The sequence below is a fragment of the Clostridium sp. AF27-5AA genome, assembly GCF_003478415.1.
Taxonomy (GTDB): domain Bacteria; phylum Bacillota; class Clostridia; order Lachnospirales; family Lachnospiraceae; genus Otoolea; species Otoolea fessa.
This window is the reverse complement of record NZ_QUFH01000003.1, coordinates 48,847-67,289: the sequence shown is the minus strand read 5'-3', so window position 1 is coordinate 67,289 and position 18,443 is coordinate 48,847. Positions and strand designations below refer to the sequence as shown.

Here is an 18,443-nt window from a genome sequence, read left to right as displayed (position 1 = left end):
AGCAGTTTGATTGTATCTGACAAGACTGGCTTCCCTTTTTCTATGCATTCCGGTGACCACGGAAAGTGATGAGGATGTATATGAGAGTACAGGATGAGGAATTCAAAACAATGATCTACGATCTGATGAACGGACATTATGATCTGGATAAATTTGATTGTGAGGAAAGCAGTGTGGTAGAGAACGAATTTGCAGAAGGCGGATACTGTGAAAAACTCTACAGTGAAATGCTTGCAGCCTATGGAAGGATATGCCAGAGACTGCATGAGCAGTCCTGTGAGGACAGGGACGTGGAAATCATAATAAACAATCTGCTGGATATGGGCAGATACCAGAGCATGAAGATGTTTAGTTATGGAGCATTTTTTACTGAAAAACAGAATCAGCAGTAAGATGAAACGCAAAAAATAGTGTGGCTACGATTTGACAGCCACGCTATTTTTTGTTACAAATATAGTAGTGTTATACGATATGTATAACAGAAGATTTTGGTAACCACAATTCTATAGAAAATATCTGCATAATATTGGTACTATTATAGAGCAGAATAACTGGATAAATGCAGCACTTAGAGTGATATATAGTCATACAAAAAAAGAAAAGGAGTGTTGCATTATGACAGAAGAACAGAAGTTACTAATCAAAAAGCTAAGATATGAAGGTATTGGGTATAAAGCTATCGGATTGCAGCTTGGATTGAGCAGAGATGTTGTAAGGAATTTCTGCAAGAAAAATGGAATGGATGGCTACGGCAAACGAATTAAACTCGCAAGGAAAATGGAAGAAAAACCTGATGAGTGCAGACTGTGCGGGAAACCAATATTTCAAAATGCCACTGGAAGACCGAGGCGGTATTGCTGTGAACAGCACAGGCGAGAGTGGTGGAAGTTGAACCAAGATCTTATAAATAAAAAGCCTAAAGCGCAATACGAGCTAGTATGTGAGCAATGTGGAAAGACATATATTTCTTACGGAAACAAAAATAGAAAATTTTGTGGAAGAGAATGTTATGTAGCATATAGATTTTACAATTAAACATGTGGGGTTCGAGAGAAAATATGTATCCCCCGAACCCTATAACTATCCCCTCGTCCTCTACATCTATCCCCCAATATGGTCCCCAAAGTAGTAATACATATATATAAGAAAGAACTCGCTATATTTTATACAGGGTAAAACCCCAGACGGGGCTTCATGTCTCTTTGATTGGCATGAGCGTTTACAGCGCACTGCGTTTTTGGGGCATATCGTATGGATGGGCGGGACTGGGTGCTTCAGCGCTTCTTACCTTTTATGGTTTTGTAACCGGATTTGGAGCATCGGTATTCCGGGCGGTATTTATGGTAGAGGTGTCCTGTCTGGCGGCATATCTGGGGCGGAGTTACGATCTGCTGAGTGCGCTGTCGCTGTCTTTGATTTTGCAGGCGTGGCAGTCGCCGTATCTGCTCTTTTCGGCGGGATTGCAGCTTTCCTATGGCGCGGTTGCCGCGATTGGGCTGGAGACGGAGCGGCTGCGGAAAGTGGGAAAAAAGAGAAAAGAGCGGGAAGAGGAGGAACAAGAGAAAGAAAAAAAGAAAGGATATGAAACATTCATGCTCAGCTCGGCAATTCAGCTTTATACGATGCCGATTCAGCTGTATCACTATTTTACATTTCCGATGTTGGGAATTTTTCTGAATCTGATCGTGATACCGCTTCTCACGTATGCAGCCGGAAGCGGTCTGCTGGCGCTTGGAATTTACAGTATAGCGTTTGTAGGAGGAAAAATTGGGGGGATGGGCGGAGGCAGCAGCATTGCGGGAGTACTTTCGGCTTTTGGAGGTGCGGCATCGGGAATATCAGAAATACCAGAAATATTCAGAATAGCGGCAAGTGCATGTACGGGTCCGGGGCATTATATTTTTCAGTTGTATGAATGGCTTTGCATCCAGGTGGAACGCGTGCCGTTTCATTCCATCGTGGCAGGACGCCCGGAAATGTGGAAAATAGGGGTGTTTTATGTGGCGCTGGGGATTCGATATGTATGGAGTGTGGGAGAAGCAAGAGATAATTTAGGGAGAAAAGGGATTTTTCGGTTTCCAAAAGACTGGAATGCACAGGGAAAAAATAGTGTGTTTATTGCTGTGGCAGTAGTCTTTTTAGTAGTTCAGCCTGTTCATGGCTTTCAGATCTGGTTTCTCGATGTAGGACAGGGCGACGGCGTCTTTCTGCGGACGCAGGATGAGGCAATTCTTTCGGACTGTGGCAGCAGCCAGGATAAAAAAATCGGGAAAAATGTGCTGGAACCATTTTTGAAAAGTCAGGGAATCCGCACGCTGGACTGGATTCTGGTCAGCCATGCGGATGCGGATCACACGAACGGGATCGAATGGCTTTTGAAGGAGGAGGCAGATATCCGGGTGCGGAATCTGGCACTTCCGGCGGCGGGAAAAGGACAGGAGGCATATAAAAAAATGGAAACTCTTGCCAGAAAACGGGGGGCGGAAGTCTATTATCTGCATCGGGGAGAAACGGTGCGGGCGAAAAGCCTGGCGCTTCGGTGCCTGTACCCGGAGGCGGGGGAAAAGCCGGCCGAGGAGCGAAATAGTCATTCACTGGTGTTTGATGTCACGTATGGAAAGTTTAGTATGCTTCTGACTGGAGATATTGGAGTGGAGGACGAAAGAGAAATTCTGGCGATGGAAGAGGACAAAAAGGGGGAAAAGGTGACACTGTTAAAAGCTGCACACCATGGTTCGAACGGTTCTTCCTCAGAGGAGTTTTTGGAGTGCTTTTCCCCAGCTTTCACGGTGCTCTCTTATGGAGAGGGAAATACTTACGGGCATCCGGCGCCGGAGGCGGTGGAACGTCTGGAACAGACGGGGACGGAGATCTGGAGAACGGCGGATTCGGGGGCGGTGAATGTGTGGACGGACGGGAAACGTATGTATATCAAGGGATATAAGAAACAAGATTATGGGAAGGAAAGAGATAAAAACAGATAAAAAACTAATTGTTAACTATATAAAAATAATAGGTTGACAATGGAAAAAGGCTATGTTATGCTTGCAATCAGTTCTGCATCTGTTTCGACTACCCGGGATCTGGAACGGCCGCTGCTGTTTTAGATGGTTGGAACAGGGGTTGCGGAGAGAAATTTATGTACATGTGCGAGAATAGAATGGCTTCGGATGCCTGAAATCATTCAGATAACCAAGGAGGAAAAAGGTTTGAAACACATGAAGACAAAGGATTTAGTTTTGTGCGCGATGTTTGTCGCACTGATTGCAGTGGGAGCATTTATCAAGATACCGGTTCCGGTGGTTCCATTTACATTGCAGTTTTTATTTACGATGCTGGCGGGTCTGCTTTTAGGTCCGGTCAACGGGGCGCTGGCGGTTGTGGTTTATATCGTATTAGGTTTAATTGGACTTCCGATTTTCACACAGGGCGGCGGACCGGGATATATTTTCCAGCCGAGTTTTGGATATATCATCGGATTTGCGGTTGCGGCGTATGTGAATGGTAAGATTGCCAATGCCAAGACGCATCCGAGTTACCGGCGCCTGCTGGGAGCTAATTTTCTGGGACTTTTTATTGTCTATGCATTTGGAATGATTTATTACTACGTGATCAGCAATTTCTATCTGAATTCGCCGATCGGCGTAGGAGCGCTGTTTTTATATTGCTTTGTTCTGGCAGTTCCGGGCGATATCGTGCTCTGTATTGTGGCTGCCATCATAGGAAAACGGATGATTCCGCTGATTCAGGGAGGGAGACTTGGATAAAAGATGAGCAAGGGGATTTTTATAACAGGTACGGGAACGGATATTGGAAAAACGTATGTGACAGGATTGATTGTGAAAAAACTGCGGGAGAGCGGCGTGAATGCGGCGTATTATAAAGCGGCAATGAGCGGCAATGAGCGGCGTGCGGATGGAAGCCTGATTCCAGGAGATGCCCTGCAGGTAAAAACAATGTCGGGAATCGGGCAGCCGCTTGAGGAAATGTGTCCGTATGTGTACGAGACGGCGGTATCGCCGCATCTGGCATCCCGTCTGGAGGGCAACCCGGTCCAGATGGAACGGGTGCTGGAAGATTTTCACAAAGTCTGTGAAAAATATGAGTATGTGACGATGGAAGGAAGCGGCGGAATTCTCTGTCCACTCTGCATAGACGAGGCGGATATCCGTCTTCCAGAAGTAGTAAAAGCGTGCGGGCTTGGATGCCTGCTGATTGCAGATGCGGGGCTTGGGACGATCAATGGCGTGGGGCTTACTGCCTATTATCTGAAACAACAGGGAATTGCCCTGAAGGGAATTATTTTCAACCATTATGAGGCGGGAAATCTGCTTCATGAGGATAACCGGAAAATGTGTGAATATTACACGGGCGTTCCGGTGGTTGCCTGTGTGGCGGATGGAGATATGGAGCTTTCCATGGATGTGGAGACGCTGAAAGGGCTGTATGCGTAAGAAAGAAGATAAAAAGGAGAAGAAAAATGATCTGGTATCCATATGAACAGTTAAAAACAATGAAAGCGCCTTATGAGATCGTGGATGCGAACGGGGTATATCTTTACACGAAGGATCAGAAGCTGATTGATTCGGTTTCGTCCTGGTGGAGTGTGATTCATGGATATAAACATCCGGTGATCAATCAGGCAATTATTTCACAGGTAGAAAAATTTTCTCATGTGATGCTGGGCGGGCTGACGCATGAGCCGGCGCGCAGGCTTTCAGAAAAACTGGCGTCCTGGCTGCCGGGCGATCTGGACTACTGCTTTTTTTCAGATTCCGGCAGCGTGGCGGTTGAGGTAGCGCTGAAAATGGCGCTGCAGTATTATATGAACCGCGGCGATGAGAAGCGGACGATGATTCTGGCGCTGGAACACGCGTACCACGGCGATACTTTTAAGACGATGGAGGCAGGCGATGATGAGGACTACCATTTTGTGCTGAAAGCCTATGGTGCAAGCCCGTATGTGGTTCACATTCCGACTGAGATCCCGGCGCTGGAGAAAGCATTTGAACAGTATCATGATAAGTTGAACTGCGTGCTGGTGGAACCGCTTTTACAGGGCGCTGGCGGAATGCGGATGTACGATATTTCATTTTTGGAGAAGGCAAGGGAACTCTGTGATAAATACGGCGTGCTGCTGGTTTTTGATGAGGTGGCAACCGGATTTGGCAGAACCGGAAACCGCTTTGTGGCAGATCGGGTGCTTCCGGATATTCTGGTTCTCGGAAAGGCATTGACCGGCGGTTACATTGGTCATGCGGCGACTGTGGCAAATAAAAAGGTATTTGATGGATTTTTCGATGATAACCCGGAACATGCGCTGATGCACGGACCGACCTTCATGGGAAATGCCCTCGCGTGCAGTGCAGCGCTTGCCTCGATCGAGCTGTTTGAAACGCAGAATTACGTGGAAAAGATTCAGAAGATCGAAGCCATCACCCGCCGGGAGATGAAAGGATTTACCGATCCGAGAATCAAGGAGGTCCGCATGATGGGCGGATGTGTCTGCGTCGAGGTATATGATCCGGCAGTCCTGAAAGGGTATCAGGAATATGCGTACAAACGCGGCGTGTTCAGCCGTCCGTTCTTAAATTATCTGTACGCGATGGTTCCGTATATTATCAAGGAAGAAGAGCTGGTTCAGGTGCTTCAGTGCATGAAGGACTGGTTTGCGCGGGGATAGAGGTAACGAAGGAACATCTATCTTAGAAAAATAATTTAGGTATTTCTTTCTGAATGAATTTCATTTATGATAGAAGATATGGAGTATTGTTTTAAGAAACGATACATGGATTGTGTTGCCTGCGATTGTGAATGGATAGGACAGAAGCAATCAGAATTCTAGTATAAAACTTACATTCGGGGAGAAATTAATATGAAAGAACAAATGAAGAAAATAGCGCTGCTATCGCTGTCATTGATACTGACATCGGCGTATTCTGTTTCGATCGTGCTGCCATCGCTGCTGCAGCATTTCAGTGAATATACAACCGCACAGGTGGAGATGTTGATCTCAGCACCGTCGTTTGCGATCACTGTCATGATCGTGCTGAATGCATGGCTGTCGCGTTATATGAAAGACCGTCCAATGATTGTGGGCGGTCTGCTTCTTTTATCGGTCAGCGGCATGGTACCGGTGTTTGTACAGGAATATCCGGTGATGTTCGCGTCCAGGATTTTCCTGGGGATCGGGATTGGGCTCATTAATGCGAAAGCAATCAGCATTTTCAGTGAATATTATGAAGGCAGGGAAAAAGCGGCGCTGCTCGGATACCGCGGATCGGCGGAGGTGCTGGGAAGCGCGGTTATGACGCTGGTTGCTGGAAAATTGGTGTTGATCCGGTGGAATCTGGCATTTTGGGTGTACGCGCTCGGATTTGTGATTGTACTTCTGTATCTTGTATGGGTTCCGGGGAATATGGAGATGGGACAGAGTGCGGGCTCACAGAGTGCAGGGGCAGAGAAAGAAAGTCTGGAAGCGGAGGCAGATGGAAAAAGAGAATGCTGGAAAAAAGAAGTCCTGCCCATTGCTTATGCACTGTTTGCGGGATTTGTCATCTGCATCTACTGTTCCAATTCCCTGCGTGTCCCGATGCTGATTTTGGAGAAGAAACTTGGAACGGAGTCGGAAGCCAGCATCATTCTCACGCTCATGATGCTGATGGGAATAGCTGCCGGTGTTTATTTTGGAAAACTGACGATGTGGTGGAAGGAAAAATTGCCGGGGGTTGGATGCCTGATGCTTGGAGCGGGGATGCTTCTGACCGCATATGCGGGCAATCTGCCGCTGATTGGAATTGGCATTAGTATCGTTGGATTTTTCTATACCGTTCTGGTTACCTATTCCTTCCACCAGATTTCCGAGCAGATTCCGCAGTCTTCTATCAATACAGCCACATCAATCGTGCTGGTCGGCTGCAATCTGGGAGCGGCGTGTTCGCCGTTTGTGCTGAAATGGATGGGAAGATTCAGTGAGGGCGTGAGCGTGCCGTTTGTGGGGTATGCGGGGATGATGGGAGTATTAGGAATCGTTCTGATAGTAGTCACGGGAAGAAAGAAATAATACAGTAAACCAATAATAGGAATGACGGCAAAATCTGCAACCAGAACTGTATCGTACGGAATCTTCAGTTTAGAAAATTCAGAAAATTCCTACCTGTGAACAGTTATCTGAAATCGAACGTTTGTACTGATTTGTTTTGCTTTTATGTATACATTCATGGGTGGATTTGGTATAATAGAAATACTTAATGGGATTTTTTGTGTACTAGGAAATTCCTTGGAATCCCCTATTACACAAAAAGGCACATTCTTTATTTGTGAATTATATCAAATCAGGAGAAAGCAATGGATCATTTTGAGTTGGTATCAGAATACAGCCCGACCGGCGACCAGCCGCAGGCGATTGAAAAGCTGGTGGAGGGCTTCAAGGAAGGAAATCAGTTCCAGACATTACTGGGGGTAACGGGCTCTGGCAAGACGTTTACGATGGCAAATGTGATTCAGAAGCTGAATAAGCCGACGTTAATTATTGCACATAATAAGACGCTGGCAGCCCAGCTTTATTCGGAAATGAAGGAATTTTTTCCCAATAATGCGGTGGAATACTTTGTCAGCTACTATGACTACTACCAGCCGGAGGCTTACGTCCCGTCCACGGACACATACATCGAGAAGGATTCCTCTATCAATGACGAGATCGATAAGCTGCGGCATTCAGCAACGGCGGCGCTGTCGGAGCGGCAGGATGTGATTATTGTGGCATCGGTTTCCTGTATCTATGGTCTGGGAAGCCCGATCGATTATAAAAACATGGTTATTTCCCTACGCCCGGGCATGGAGAAGGACCGCGACGAGGTCATTCACAAGCTGATCGACATTCAGTACAGCCGGAATGACATGGATTTCAAGCGAGGTTCGTTCCGGGTGCGCGGCGATGTACTGGAGGTATACCCGGCGTATTCGGGCGGCGATGCGTACCGGATTGAGTTTTTCGGGGATGAGGTAGACCGGATCACAGAGATTGACACGCTGACGGGCGAGATCAAGGCGCAGTTAGGACATATCGCGATTTTCCCGGCATCGCATTATGTCATCCCGAAAGAGCGGATGGAGATTGCGGCAAACAATATTTTAGAGGAAATGAAGGAGCAGGTCGCTTACTTTAAGAGTGAGGATAAGCTTCTGGAGGCACAGAGAATCGCGGAGCGGACGAATTTTGATGTGGAAATGATGCGGGAAACAGGCTTCTGTTCCGGTATCGAGAATTATTCGCGTCATCTGATTGGTTCGAAACCGGGAGAACCGCCGTGTACGCTGATGGATTATTTCCCGGATGAATTTCTGGTGATTGTGGACGAGTCGCACATCACGCTGCCGCAGGTGCGCGGTATGTACGCGGGCGACCAGTCGCGCAAGAAAACGCTGGTGGAATATGGATTCCGCCTGCCGTCGGCGCTGGATAACCGACCGTTAAATTTTGAAGAATTTGAGAGCAAACTGGATCAGATTCTCTGCGTTTCAGCAACACCGGGCGAGTATGAGGCAGATCATGAGCTTCTGCGGGCAGAGCAGGTGATCCGTCCAACGGGACTTCTTGATCCGCCGATTGAGGTGAGACCGGTCGAGGGACAGATCGACGATCTGATTTCGGAGGTCAACCGGGAGGTGGATCGAGGGTTTAAGGTGCTTGTTACGACGCTGACAAAGCGGATGGCAGAAGACCTGACCGACTATATGCGCGATGCGGGAATCCGCGTCAAATATCTGCATTCGGATATTGACACGTTGGAACGCGCCCAGATTATCCGGGATATGCGTCTGAATGTCTTCGATGTGCTGGTCGGCATCAACCTGCTTCGTGAGGGTCTGGATATCCCGGAGATTGCGCTGGTGGCGATTCTGGATGCGGATAAAGAGGGATTCCTGCGTTCGGAAACGTCCCTGATTCAGACGATCGGCCGAGCAGCGCGAAATTCTGAGGGGCATGTTATCATGTATGCAGATTCGATCACGGATTCGATGCGGGCGGCGATCGAGGAGACGGAGCGAAGACGCGCGATTCAGCAGGCGTACAATGAGGAACATCACATTACGCCGACGACGATCAAGAAAGCTGTCCGGGATCTGATCACGATCTCGCAGGCAGCCGAACCGGTTACGAATAAGGTAACGAAGGATCTGGAATCGATGGATCGCCAGGAATTAGAAAAACTTGTAAAGGAACTGACGAAGAAGATGAATCAGGCGGCAGCCGAGCTGAATTTCGAGGAAGCGGTCGTGTTGCGTGACCGTATGGTAGAGGTCAAGAAAATGTTGCTGGATTTGGAAAATTCGTAAATCAGAGGGTGGTTGGTATGGAATATGGCGCGCTGATGGAGATGGCGGTCCGGGCGGGGGAGATCATGCTGGCGAGTGGAGCGGAGGTCTACCGTGTGGAGGACACGATTCACCGTATTTTAAAGCATTCAGGGATTGCACGGGCAGATGTGTTTGTCGTGACGACGGGGATCGTGGCGACGATTGCGGATGCATCACTTCCGCCGCTTACCTTGGTAAAAAGGGTGGAAAACCGGGCAACGAATTTGAACCGCATCTATCAGGTAAACAATGTTTCAAGGGAATTTTGCAGCGGAAAATTGTCCGTCGGGGAGGCGCAGGAACGACTGGATCGGATTGCTAATACGACATTATACGGATTCTGGAAGAAATGCATTGGCTATGCGGCAACGACGGGATTTTTTGCGGTGATGTTTGGAGGCGGTCCGGGCGAATGCCTGGTGGCGGCTGTCGTGGGAGTCGTTCTTGCGTTTGTCCTGCGGGCGGCGTCCAACCTTATGCTGAATGATTTCTGTCAAAATGCACTTGGCTCGTTTGCACTGGCGGTTGCGGCGTATCTGCTGCGCCGTGGGGCATTTCTGGGAATGAGCCTGGATGTAGTGATTATCAGCGCAATCATGCCGCTGGTGCCTGGGGTCACATTTACGGCAGCAATCCGCGATACGCTGAATGGAGATTACAGTTCGGGAGTCGCGCGGATGGCGGAGGCAGTCGTGGTGGCGCTGGCGGTTGCGTCGGGCGTCGGTTTGGCGATCGTAGCAGTCCGGCTGGCGGGAGGATCGGTATGACAGAGATGATAAGAGAATTGATGATCCAGAGCGTGGGGGCATTTCTGGCGGTTTTTGGTTTTTCCCTGCTGGTCGATATGCCACGGAAATATCTGGTTTATGCGGGCATTACCGGAGGTGCCGGATGGCTGGCGTACCTGGTATCAATGCAGGTGGGAACCTCGCAGGTGGCGGCGGCATTTTTTTCCAGTCTGGCAGCGGCTCTGCTGAGCCAGGTATTTGCACGCGTGTTAAAAGCGCCCGTCACGATCTTTCTGGTGGCAGGAATCCTGCCGACGGTGCCGGGCGCATCGATCTACCGGAGCGTCTATTTTCTGATACAGGGACAGACAAAATGGTACAATTTTTATCTGATCCAGACGATCCAGATAGCGGGGGCGATGGCGGTTGCCATCTTTATTGTGGATTCACTGTTCCGTCTGCTCCGGAATAAAGCGTCGTAGTGGAACTGGGCGGCAGGTAGAGACAGCCCTGAATCCTGCTAAAATAATAAATATGATCTGACAGGCGGTCTTCAGCGGGCACATCCGACTGATTGATCGCCTGAACCATTTCATTGAGTTCTTCCGGCGGAAGGGAGACGCTGCTGGGAGTGAGAAGCACTTCATGGATGCTGGATGGAAGGATAATCAGATCTTCGCCCAGGCTTTCGGCAAACTCTTTTAAGACGCGGGGATAGAGCATGCAGGCAGCGCCGTTGATGCCGCGCGAATTTGTCAGAACGTAGAGAGCGACCGATGGAAGAGCTTCCGTTTCAACGATGTCCTCCATTTCGAGCTGATTGAGGGTGGATTCGATGGAGCTGATGTGGTACGGCAGCATGCGAGGTGTATTTTTTTCCGCCAGTATGCCGAGTTCTTCCAGAGAAATATCCCACAGGGCAAGATGGTCGCTGTGTACCAGGGTCGTCATCTGCCCCTCCTCATTGTCAGTGAGGATCAGATAGAAAACGATCGCCAGATCGAGATACGGAATATGTGGGACGTGGGAGAGAAGCACCTTATTTTTAGCGGCGTGGATCAATTTGTAGGCAATCCGGCTGCGTACGGCATCAAAATCGCGCAGTTCCTCGCAGATATCCTCCGAAAATCCTGGATTTGTCTCATACACCATCAGGATCTGATCAGTAATAATGGAGAGCGGCATCCCTTCCTCCGCTTCATTATAGTAGGCGTTCAGATAGACAGTCGGTGATAACCGTGAGCCGGGTTTCGTAAAGCTCAGCCCGTCGAGCATCAGTCCATTATTTTTCAGAACCCGCCGCAGGGAGACGTTGGCTTTTTTATTGAGGCGCGTCTGCACCATCGACTGGATTGTTTTCAAAAAAGTTTCATAGACCATAAAGTACCTCCTGAAATAAAATTGCAGATAGGGGATGTCCGCTTGCTCATGTAGGTTATGAATTTCAGCAAGATGAGAAACAGTTTCCCCGTGTGAATAAGTTTTAAGGAATCAAATCAAGAAGCAGTCATGAAGTTTGAGATGTGAAGAAAGATTGCTTAGTGATTAAAAAATAAATAAAAAGTTCAGAGATTTAGCGTTTACCTTTTGAGTGCGTAAGTATGAAAATAGTCATGGAAATCATCGAAAAAACTGAACATGAGAATCGCAGGAACCAGTAAGATGTGAAAAAATTGCCTGCATATAAAGAAGCAGGTGCCAAAATGCACCGATATCATAATTATACTGGAAAATGGGAAGATTGGCAAGAAAAATAACAGGGGAAAAGTGAAGTTCTGGTTGCGGATTTGTTGCTGTTCACGCATACGTTCCCAGTAACAGTTTGCATGATGCTCATAATGTGTGAACGATGGTAAATAAAGAGATAAGATGGCGCGACTGCGAGACGAAAACTAATATCTGGCATTCATGATGGAAATAAAACTGAAAAATAACAAGAAAATACAAAATTAGTATTGACAAAATGCGACATATGTATTAGAATAAAACCATCAAAAGAAACAAGAAATAAAACAAAAAAAGAAGGGAGCTGATTCCACCGAAAACATAAAACTGGTTCAATTTTTTAATAAAAAAATTGAACAAAGGAAAACCAAAATCAACAAGTAAAAATCAGTCAATCGTCTATCATACATATTTAGAAACAGGATTCGGTTTAGTGATATGACGAGAAAGTATCATTAAAAAGAAGCGTTTTTTAAAAGAGAGATAGATAAGTGGAAAAAGAAAAAATAAGATTGAACGATTCAGAAATTGTTGAAAAAGGAATCAAAATTGAATAAAGGAAAAGTTCAAAGAAAGAGGTATCATCCAATGGACGAGATAGTTTAAAGGGTATCGATAAAATGTCAATTTATCGATACCCTTTTTTCTGGTTCATGGAAAAGTATCAAGAAGGATTTTTTCTTATATAAATATCAAATCCCCTGCAACTCAAACGGCGGCGTGTATTCTTCTTTCGCGCTGCTTTTTTCCTGCATAAAGCCCTGTGTGAGTCCCAGCTCAATCGCGGCATCGACGACTTTCTGGTATTCGTAGCTTGTGATGCGACGGTTGATTTCCGGATATTTGTTGCTCTGGTAGAAGGGGGTGTACTGGCTCATAAGGCTTACCAGAAAATGCCCCTCCGGGAGGTTGTCGTGAATCCAGTGGAGCAGGCGGATGGAATCGTCTTTGTGTTTCGGAAGAACCATATGCCGCAGGATCACGCCGCGCTTCATGAGCTGGCAGGCCTGACCATTTTCAGAGAAATCTTCCAATACCAGCGGACCGGTGTGCTCGATCATCCGTTTGACTGCTGCGGAGGCAACCGGAAAATAGTCCGGGGCGGCGGAATAGCGGGCGGACAGTTCGGAAGAGTAATATTTTAAATCCGGCAGCCAGATATCGATATAGGGAGCCAGCGCATCAACCGCTTCCAGCGTCTCATAACCGCCGCAGTTGTAGACGATCGGGATGGAAAGCTGCGGTTTGACCCGTTTTAAGACAGGCAGTAGCGACGGAAGGTACTGTGTCGGTGTCACCAGATTGATATTATGCGCGCCCTGTGCCTGCAGTTCCAGAAAAATTTCCTCCAGGCGCGTTTCAGAAATATCTTTTCCAAAGCCTTCGCTGCTGATCTGGTAGTTCTGGCAGAAACAGCAGCGCAGCGTGCAGCCGGAAAAAAAGATGGTACCGCTTCCGTGCAGACCGCTGATACACGGTTCCTCCCACGGATGAAGCGCCGCGCGTGCCGCCCGGATACCGGCAGGGCTGTGACACCAGCCCTGTTTTTTGGTGCGGTTGATCTGACAATTTCGCGGACAGCAATGGCAGCTTTCGTAGGAGTAGGCGGCTGGTTCAGAGAACTGGACAGGCGAGCCGGCACTTGAATTAGGGAGGGGAATATATGTGTTCATAGGTTTTGCTTCCTTTTTTTATAAGATTTTTTGTAAAGGTAATTCCTTCAAAGCTTTTTTACATAGTTCAAATCTGTGTTGAATCCGAAAAATCGATCGTTATAATGTATTTATTCTACTAAGAAAGATAAGCAGTGTCAAATGTGATTACATTTAATACGAAAGGGCTGGACTTTGCACTGACGGCACTGTTTGTAATGATTTTTACGGAACAGTGGATCGGACAGAAGCGCCATTGGCCGGCAGGGACTGTATTTTATATGATTCTGGTGCAGATGGTGTTTGTTTAGATGATGCGTGTTTTTGCCTCGCGTGCGTTGCCATCGGAAACAGTGTTTTTTGTTTCAGATCCGGGTTTCCCCAGGATCTGGTTGATACATTTCCAGGCATCTGTCAGCCGGTCGAGGTTCCAGGCAGCGTTGGCAGGGCTGGTGGACGGCAGTTTGATTGCCTCAATGCCAGTCTGTTTACGGCAGAAGCGGTCGTACATTTTTCCGGACAGCCCGCCGTTTGTGTAAATCGCCTGGATGGAAGCGTGATCCAGGATAGAGGCGAGGTCGTTTGGAACAACATCGCGGATGGAACTGTCGCTGGATCCTTCGATGGAACAGCTATGGATGGTGTCCCAGACGGCGATGTGGTTCCGCAGCAGAAATTCCTTCTTTTCCTCGATGGAGGATGGAACGTCTTCCTTTCGCAGGCGCGCTAAGAGCTTCCAGAAACGATTCTGTGGGTGCCCGTAGAAAAAACAGCTTTCTCGGGATTTGACCGACGGAAAGGAACCGAGGATCAGGATGCGGGAGTCGGCGTCAAAAACAGGCGGGATTGGGTGGATGATGTGGGATGGCATGGTGGAACCTCCTTTTTGCGGATTATTGTTGTCAATTATAATAAATACGAAATCAATTTTCGACTTTGATCTGGCTTCATTTGGTGCATGGACATGATACTCACGAACCCGCGCTATCGCGCGCTACCGCCCTGCTTCGCATGGCTGTTTGTTCGGTAATGGCGCAAGAAAAGAATATGTCTGCTTCGCAGCCGCATTCTTTTCTTCTGGGCTCATTATACCATGACCACTAAATTCGTGAAACACCTCATTAAGTGGTCAGGCATATGTTCTCACTAGACTCGAAAATACCTCGTCAAGTGTTCACATTATATCATAGATCAAAAATGATAGAATGTTTTTTTGAAACTCCCTTTTTACAAAAGTGTGTCTGATGCATACTAACTCATAATTATACGAAACACCACACTTTTATTCGTTTTCTATTCATTTCCGGCTAATGGGTATTCATTTTTACTCTAAGTTATCATGCAATTTATTTAGAATGGAATTTTTGAAAGAGCCGGCACCTTGAATGGGCTGACTCTTTCAATGTCACCTGTAATTGACAAACTGGAATTGTTCTACTTCTTTATCTTTTTAATATCCTGATACAGCCCATATCCCAGAAACAGGATTCCAATAATAAACGCAATACCAGCCGCTATTGCTAAAAAAGGACCTACATATTCAAGACCTGCTGCAAATAAAGTGGCATTCCACGAAGCTACTCCACTCATAAATATCGCAGCAGAAATATATCGTGCAGAAATTAAAACTGCTGACATGAAACAGAAAATAGCACCTACAATTTTGTTTTCCATTTAAATCACCTCCAAATTCCGATTTTTCGTTCTCTGTGACTTCCCAATAAACGGGAATTTATCGTTTTATTCTGGTATAAAACTCTTTTTCATCTTGGTGATGAATATAGGCCCCATTTTTAATCTGCACACGTAAAGATGCCATATTATCCCTATGAACAGACATATATATTTCGTCTTCTTTAATAATGTGCCAGGCTTTTTCGATTGTCAATCTCAACCCTTCCGAGGCGTATCCCTTGCCTCTGAATTCTTTCTTTATTCCATATCCTATATGGCCTCCTCCGTTTGCAAGTGCAGGAGTAAGGTAATGACGCACGCGAAATAATCCTACTATTTTCTCATCATCCCATAAGAAAAAATCCGTTTCTGGAATCCATCCATCAGCCAGATCAATTCCCTTTTCAGCATTAATATAACCAGGTAATATTTTTATTTCAAATTCCTTTCTTGAACATCCAGACGCAAAATTCGTAAATCCATTTTCATTGGAAGGGGTATTAGTAATAAATTCGTATTCCTTTTCAATATCTTCCAAATTAGCTGATTTTAAGTACAACATAAAAAGCTGCTTCCTCCTATTTTTCTCAAAGAGTTCGGTCAATCCCGATTTGTATAACAGTAGTCTAACACACGTTGTTTAAAAATACTACAGCCAAGCCAATGTCTGTAATTTGCCCTAAAATTTCATTTTATGGAATTTGGACTACTTGATTTTCTAATTGCATACGCAATTCGTGAAATGTATCATTATACTGTTGATACATCAGACACACAAATGTAAATAGGGACTTTTTAAAAAGCAATTTTTCGAATAACTGTGACGAGGTAACTGTATCGGGAAGAGATACACAGCGGATGATTTTGATGGCATTTCATATATGCAGAGAAAACACCTATATTTTATAAGGAGTTCACAAGTTTTTAATATTTTCACTTCTTGATTTATAGGCAATCTGCCACTATAATGGATAAGAGTACGCAGAAATTTGCGCGCTGATGGGGAAGAAAAGCGGGCATGAAGCCGGATGAGAAGCAGATGCGGCAGATTTAGAGGGGCTTTTGAGTAACCTGATGTGGCAGATTCTGGATGTACAGTGATACAGAATGGAGAAAGTGTATGGATAATAAGGGAAACCAGAATAAAAATGGAAAAAATCCCCGCGGTCAGAATTATGCAGTGCTGATCATGACGATGCTGTTTACGCTTCTCTGCGTGGCGATGATGCACAACCTCTGGCAAGGCAGCCGCACGCATAAGATGCCGTACAGCGAGTTTAATCAGATGCTTAAGGATCACGAGGTAGAATCGGTTGTGATTGGCAATGGAAAGATTCAGATCACGCCGAAGGAAGATTCGAAGAAATATGGCGGCAGCCAGGGAAAATATGGAAATCTGGTAGGAATGGAGTACTACACGATTCCGATCAACGATCCGGATTTGGAAAAGAAGCTGGATGAAGCTGGTGTTACGACCTATGAACAGGCAGAAGTGGACGCGACAGGCAGTATTATCATGCTTCTGCTCGAGTGGGTGCTTCCGATTGCAGCGATGTTCGTCATTTTCAATATGATGATGAAGCGCATGGGCGGAGGAGGCGGCATCATGGGTGTCGGCAAGAGCAATGCCAAAGTATATGTACAGAAAGAAACCGGCGTTACGTTCAAGGATGTGGCAGGCGAGGATGAGGCGAAGGAGTCTCTGACGGAGATTGTTGATTTCCTGCATAACCCGGGAAAATATACGAAGATTGGTGCGAAACTGCCAAAGGGTGCGCTGTTAGTCGGACCGCCAGGAACCGGTAAAACACTTCTTGCCAAGGCAGTAGCTGGAGAAGCGAAGGTTCCGTTTTTCTCTCTGTCCGGTTCGGATTTTGTGGAAATGTTTGTCGGCGTCGGCGCATCCCGTGTGCGTGACCTGTTCAAGCAGGCGCAGCAGTCGGCTCCGTGTATCATTTTCATCGATGAGGTGGATGCGATCGGTAAAAGCCGAGATTCGCGTCTGGGCGGCAACGATGAACGTGAGCAGACGTTAAACCAGCTCCTTTCGGAGATGGATGGATTTGATTCCTCCAAGGGTCTTTTAGTCATGGCGGCGACGAACCGCCCGGAGATTCTGGATCCGGCGCTGCTTCGTCCGGGACGTTTTGACCGCCGGATTATCGTGGATAAGCCGGATTTAAAGGGGCGTGTGCAGATTTTAAAGGTACATTCCAAGGATGTAAAACTGGATGAGACGGTTGATTTCGAGGAGATCGCGCTGGCGACATCCGGCGCTGTAGGTGCGGATCTTGCCAATATGATGAATGAGGCGGCGATCACAGCCGTTAAGAATGGCAGGAAAGCCGTTTCCCAGAAGGATTTATTTGAGGCAGTTGAGCTGGTTCTGGTTGGCAAAGAGAAGAAAGACCGCATCCTGAGCCAGGAAGAGCGCCGGATTGTTTCGTATCATGAGGTTGGTCATGCGCTGGTCAGCGCCCTGCAGAAGGATTCGGAGCCGGTACAGAAGATCACGATTGTGCCGCGTACCATGGGTGCGCTCGGCTATGTCATGCAGGTGCCGGAGGAAGAGAAGTACTTAAATACTGAGAAGGAAATCCGCGCGATGCTGGTCGGATTTTTAGGCGGACGTGCGGCTGAGGAGATCGTTTTTGATACGGTAACGACAGGTGCGTCAAATGATATTGAAAAAGCAACCCGGATCGCGCGTGCGATGGTAACCCAGTACGGTATGTCCAAGAAGTTCGGTCTGATGGGACTGGAAAGCCAGGAAAATCAGTACCTGAACGGGAGAACCGTCCTGAATTGCAGTGATATGACAGCGGCAGAGATTGACAAGGAAGTCATGCATATTCTGAAGGTTTCTTATGAGGAGGCAAAACGCCTGCTGAGTGAAAACCGCGAGGCGCTTGATAAGATTGCGGCGTTCCTGATTGAGAAAGAGACGATCACCGGTAAAGAGTTCATGAAGATTTTCCATGAGGTAAAGGGAATTCCGGAGCTGGAGGAAAAGAAACAGGAAGGCGAGGACCGGATTGAGATGCCGGAGGCTGCGAAGACAGGCGATGAGGTGCAGCCGGTAAAGACTGCGGAGGAAACGAACGCGGAAAACTCACAGAACCAGCAGAAGCTGGAAGGAAAACCGGCGGATGAAGCACCGGCGGACGAAACACCGGAATCGGCAGAAGCTGTAGCAGCAGAGAGTCCAAATGAGGATGAGATGCGCGGTGGAAGCTCGTTCGACCGGAAATAAAAGTGATGTATAGCATAAAAGAAATATTTATACAGTAAATAGAACGGCTGT

General features: G+C 47.0%; 17 protein-coding genes. 12 read left to right on the top strand and 5 right to left on the bottom strand.

Translation table 11 applies throughout. The features are described from left to right. The first annotated feature begins 80 nt into the window (after positions 1-80). The 10 genes from DWY89_RS04540 (at position 81) to DWY89_RS04495 (ending at position 10,570) form a co-directional block, all read left to right on the top strand. Positions 81-392: a hypothetical protein gene (locus DWY89_RS04540; protein WP_243022730.1), complete on the top strand. Its 312-nt coding sequence runs from the start codon at positions 81-83 to the stop codon at positions 390-392. Between the two features lie 223 nt (positions 393-615). Next, entirely contained in the window at positions 616-1,035 is a 420-nt protein-coding gene (locus DWY89_RS04535) for an RNA polymerase subunit sigma-70 (protein WP_118524419.1), read from the top strand. A gap of 125 nt (positions 1,036-1,160) precedes the next feature. After that, a complete protein-coding gene (locus DWY89_RS04530) occupies positions 1,161-2,984 on the top strand; it encodes a ComEC/Rec2 family competence protein (protein WP_279218418.1) in 1,824 nt (607 codons plus the stop codon). Between the two features lie 234 nt (positions 2,985-3,218). Then, positions 3,219-3,767 (top strand): biotin transporter BioY, encoded by a 549-nt coding sequence (locus tag DWY89_RS04525; protein ID WP_233430256.1) that lies wholly within the window; start codon positions 3,219-3,221, stop codon positions 3,765-3,767. A gap of 3 nt (positions 3,768-3,770) precedes the next feature. Further along, a complete protein-coding gene (gene bioD, locus DWY89_RS04520) occupies positions 3,771-4,454 on the top strand; it encodes a dethiobiotin synthase (protein WP_118471986.1) in 684 nt (227 codons plus the stop codon). A 26-nt stretch (positions 4,455-4,480) separates the two neighbouring features. Continuing rightward, positions 4,481-5,683 (top strand): adenosylmethionine--8-amino-7-oxononanoate transaminase, encoded by a 1,203-nt coding sequence (bioA, locus tag DWY89_RS04515; protein ID WP_118523235.1) that lies wholly within the window; start codon positions 4,481-4,483, stop codon positions 5,681-5,683. A gap of 192 nt (positions 5,684-5,875) precedes the next feature. Then, a complete protein-coding gene (locus DWY89_RS04510) occupies positions 5,876-7,063 on the top strand; it encodes an MFS transporter (RefSeq protein WP_118467273.1) in 1,188 nt (395 codons plus the stop codon). Positions 7,064-7,347: 284 nt separating this feature from the next. Next, a complete protein-coding gene (gene uvrB / locus DWY89_RS04505; protein WP_118467275.1) occupies positions 7,348-9,339 on the top strand; it encodes an excinuclease ABC subunit UvrB in 1,992 nt (663 codons plus the stop codon). 17 nt (positions 9,340-9,356) lie between these two features. Then, positions 9,357-10,127 carry a threonine/serine exporter family protein gene (locus DWY89_RS04500; protein ID WP_107001060.1) on the top strand — a complete coding sequence of 257 codons (771 nt, stop codon included), beginning with the start codon at positions 9,357-9,359 and terminating at the stop codon, positions 10,125-10,127. Continuing rightward, positions 10,124-10,570 (top strand): threonine/serine exporter family protein, encoded by a 447-nt coding sequence (locus DWY89_RS04495; RefSeq protein ID WP_227589434.1) that lies wholly within the window; start codon positions 10,124-10,126, stop codon positions 10,568-10,570. The genes DWY89_RS04500 and DWY89_RS04495 overlap by 4 nt, the downstream gene beginning before the upstream one ends. On the opposite strand, the gene DWY89_RS04490 is transcribed toward DWY89_RS04495, so the two are convergent. Continuing rightward, positions 10,524-11,468 carry a DUF5688 family protein gene (locus tag DWY89_RS04490; protein ID WP_118523234.1) on the bottom strand — a complete coding sequence of 315 codons (945 nt, stop codon included), beginning with the start codon at positions 11,466-11,468 and terminating at the stop codon, positions 10,524-10,526. The genes DWY89_RS04495 and DWY89_RS04490 overlap by 47 nt on opposite strands. 1,037 nt (positions 11,469-12,505) lie before the next feature. Then, positions 12,506-13,486 (bottom strand): radical SAM protein, encoded by a 981-nt coding sequence (locus DWY89_RS04485; protein WP_118524417.1) that lies wholly within the window; start codon positions 13,484-13,486, stop codon positions 12,506-12,508. Between the two features lie 143 nt (positions 13,487-13,629). Here DWY89_RS04485 and DWY89_RS04480 point away from each other — a divergent pair, with 143 nt between their 5' ends. Next, positions 13,630-13,776: a hypothetical protein gene (locus DWY89_RS04480; RefSeq protein ID WP_243017769.1), complete on the top strand. Its 147-nt coding sequence runs from the start codon at positions 13,630-13,632 to the stop codon at positions 13,774-13,776. On the opposite strand, the gene DWY89_RS04475 is transcribed toward DWY89_RS04480, so the two are convergent. The 3 genes from DWY89_RS04475 to DWY89_RS04465 all read right to left on the bottom strand — a co-directional run bounded on the left by DWY89_RS04475 (position 13,773) and on the right by DWY89_RS04465 (position 15,701). Beyond that, on the bottom strand, positions 13,773-14,336 hold the full coding sequence (locus DWY89_RS04475; protein ID WP_118492342.1) for a DNA-deoxyinosine glycosylase: 564 nt from the start codon (positions 14,334-14,336) through the stop codon (positions 13,773-13,775). The genes DWY89_RS04480 and DWY89_RS04475 overlap by 4 nt on opposite strands. A gap of 563 nt (positions 14,337-14,899) precedes the next feature. Beyond that, positions 14,900-15,139, bottom strand: coding sequence for a hypothetical protein (locus tag DWY89_RS04470; protein ID WP_107001055.1), 240 nt, complete (start codon positions 15,137-15,139; stop codon positions 14,900-14,902). 58 nt (positions 15,140-15,197) lie between these two features. Further along, on the bottom strand, positions 15,198-15,701 hold the full coding sequence (locus DWY89_RS04465) for a GNAT family N-acetyltransferase (RefSeq protein ID WP_118523233.1): 504 nt from the start codon (positions 15,699-15,701) through the stop codon (positions 15,198-15,200). A 558-nt stretch (positions 15,702-16,259) separates the two neighbouring features. Here DWY89_RS04465 and ftsH point away from each other — a divergent pair. Further along, a complete protein-coding gene (gene ftsH, locus DWY89_RS04460) occupies positions 16,260-18,392 on the top strand; it encodes an ATP-dependent zinc metalloprotease FtsH (protein ID WP_118523232.1) in 2,133 nt (710 codons plus the stop codon). Positions 18,393-18,443: the final 51 nt, after the last annotated feature.

Excerpts from the sequence above, each read along its gene's own strand:
- DWY89_RS04490 (WP_118523234.1), bottom strand. The coding sequence starts at position 11,468 with ATGGTCTATGAAACTTTTTTGAAAACAATCCAGTCGATGGTGCAGACG.
- uvrB (WP_118467275.1), top strand. The coding sequence starts at position 7,348 with ATGGATCATTTTGAGTTGGTATCAGAATACAGCCCGACCGGCGACCAG.
- DWY89_RS04485 (WP_118524417.1), bottom strand. The coding sequence starts at position 13,486 with ATGAACACATATATTCCCCTCCCTAATTCAAGTGCCGGCTCGCCTGTC.
- bioD (WP_118471986.1), top strand. The coding sequence starts at position 3,771 with ATGAGCAAGGGGATTTTTATAACAGGTACGGGAACGGATATTGGAAAA.
- DWY89_RS04465 (WP_118523233.1), bottom strand. The coding sequence starts at position 15,701 with ATGTTGTACTTAAAATCAGCTAATTTGGAAGATATTGAAAAGGAATAC.
- ftsH (WP_118523232.1), top strand. The coding sequence starts at position 16,260 with ATGGATAATAAGGGAAACCAGAATAAAAATGGAAAAAATCCCCGCGGT.
- DWY89_RS04475 (WP_118492342.1), bottom strand. The coding sequence starts at position 14,336 with ATGCCATCCCACATCATCCACCCAATCCCGCCTGTTTTTGACGCCGAC.
- DWY89_RS04535 (WP_118524419.1), top strand. The coding sequence starts at position 616 with ATGACAGAAGAACAGAAGTTACTAATCAAAAAGCTAAGATATGAAGGT.
- DWY89_RS04470 (WP_107001055.1), bottom strand. The coding sequence starts at position 15,139 with ATGGAAAACAAAATTGTAGGTGCTATTTTCTGTTTCATGTCAGCAGTT.
- DWY89_RS04510 (WP_118467273.1), top strand. The coding sequence starts at position 5,876 with ATGAAAGAACAAATGAAGAAAATAGCGCTGCTATCGCTGTCATTGATA.
- DWY89_RS04495 (WP_227589434.1), top strand. The coding sequence starts at position 10,124 with ATGACAGAGATGATAAGAGAATTGATGATCCAGAGCGTGGGGGCATTT.
- DWY89_RS04540 (WP_243022730.1), top strand. The coding sequence starts at position 81 with ATGAGAGTACAGGATGAGGAATTCAAAACAATGATCTACGATCTGATG.
- bioA (WP_118523235.1), top strand. The coding sequence starts at position 4,481 with ATGATCTGGTATCCATATGAACAGTTAAAAACAATGAAAGCGCCTTAT.
- DWY89_RS04500 (WP_107001060.1), top strand. The coding sequence starts at position 9,357 with ATGGAATATGGCGCGCTGATGGAGATGGCGGTCCGGGCGGGGGAGATC.
- DWY89_RS04525 (WP_233430256.1), top strand. The coding sequence starts at position 3,219 with ATGAAGACAAAGGATTTAGTTTTGTGCGCGATGTTTGTCGCACTGATT.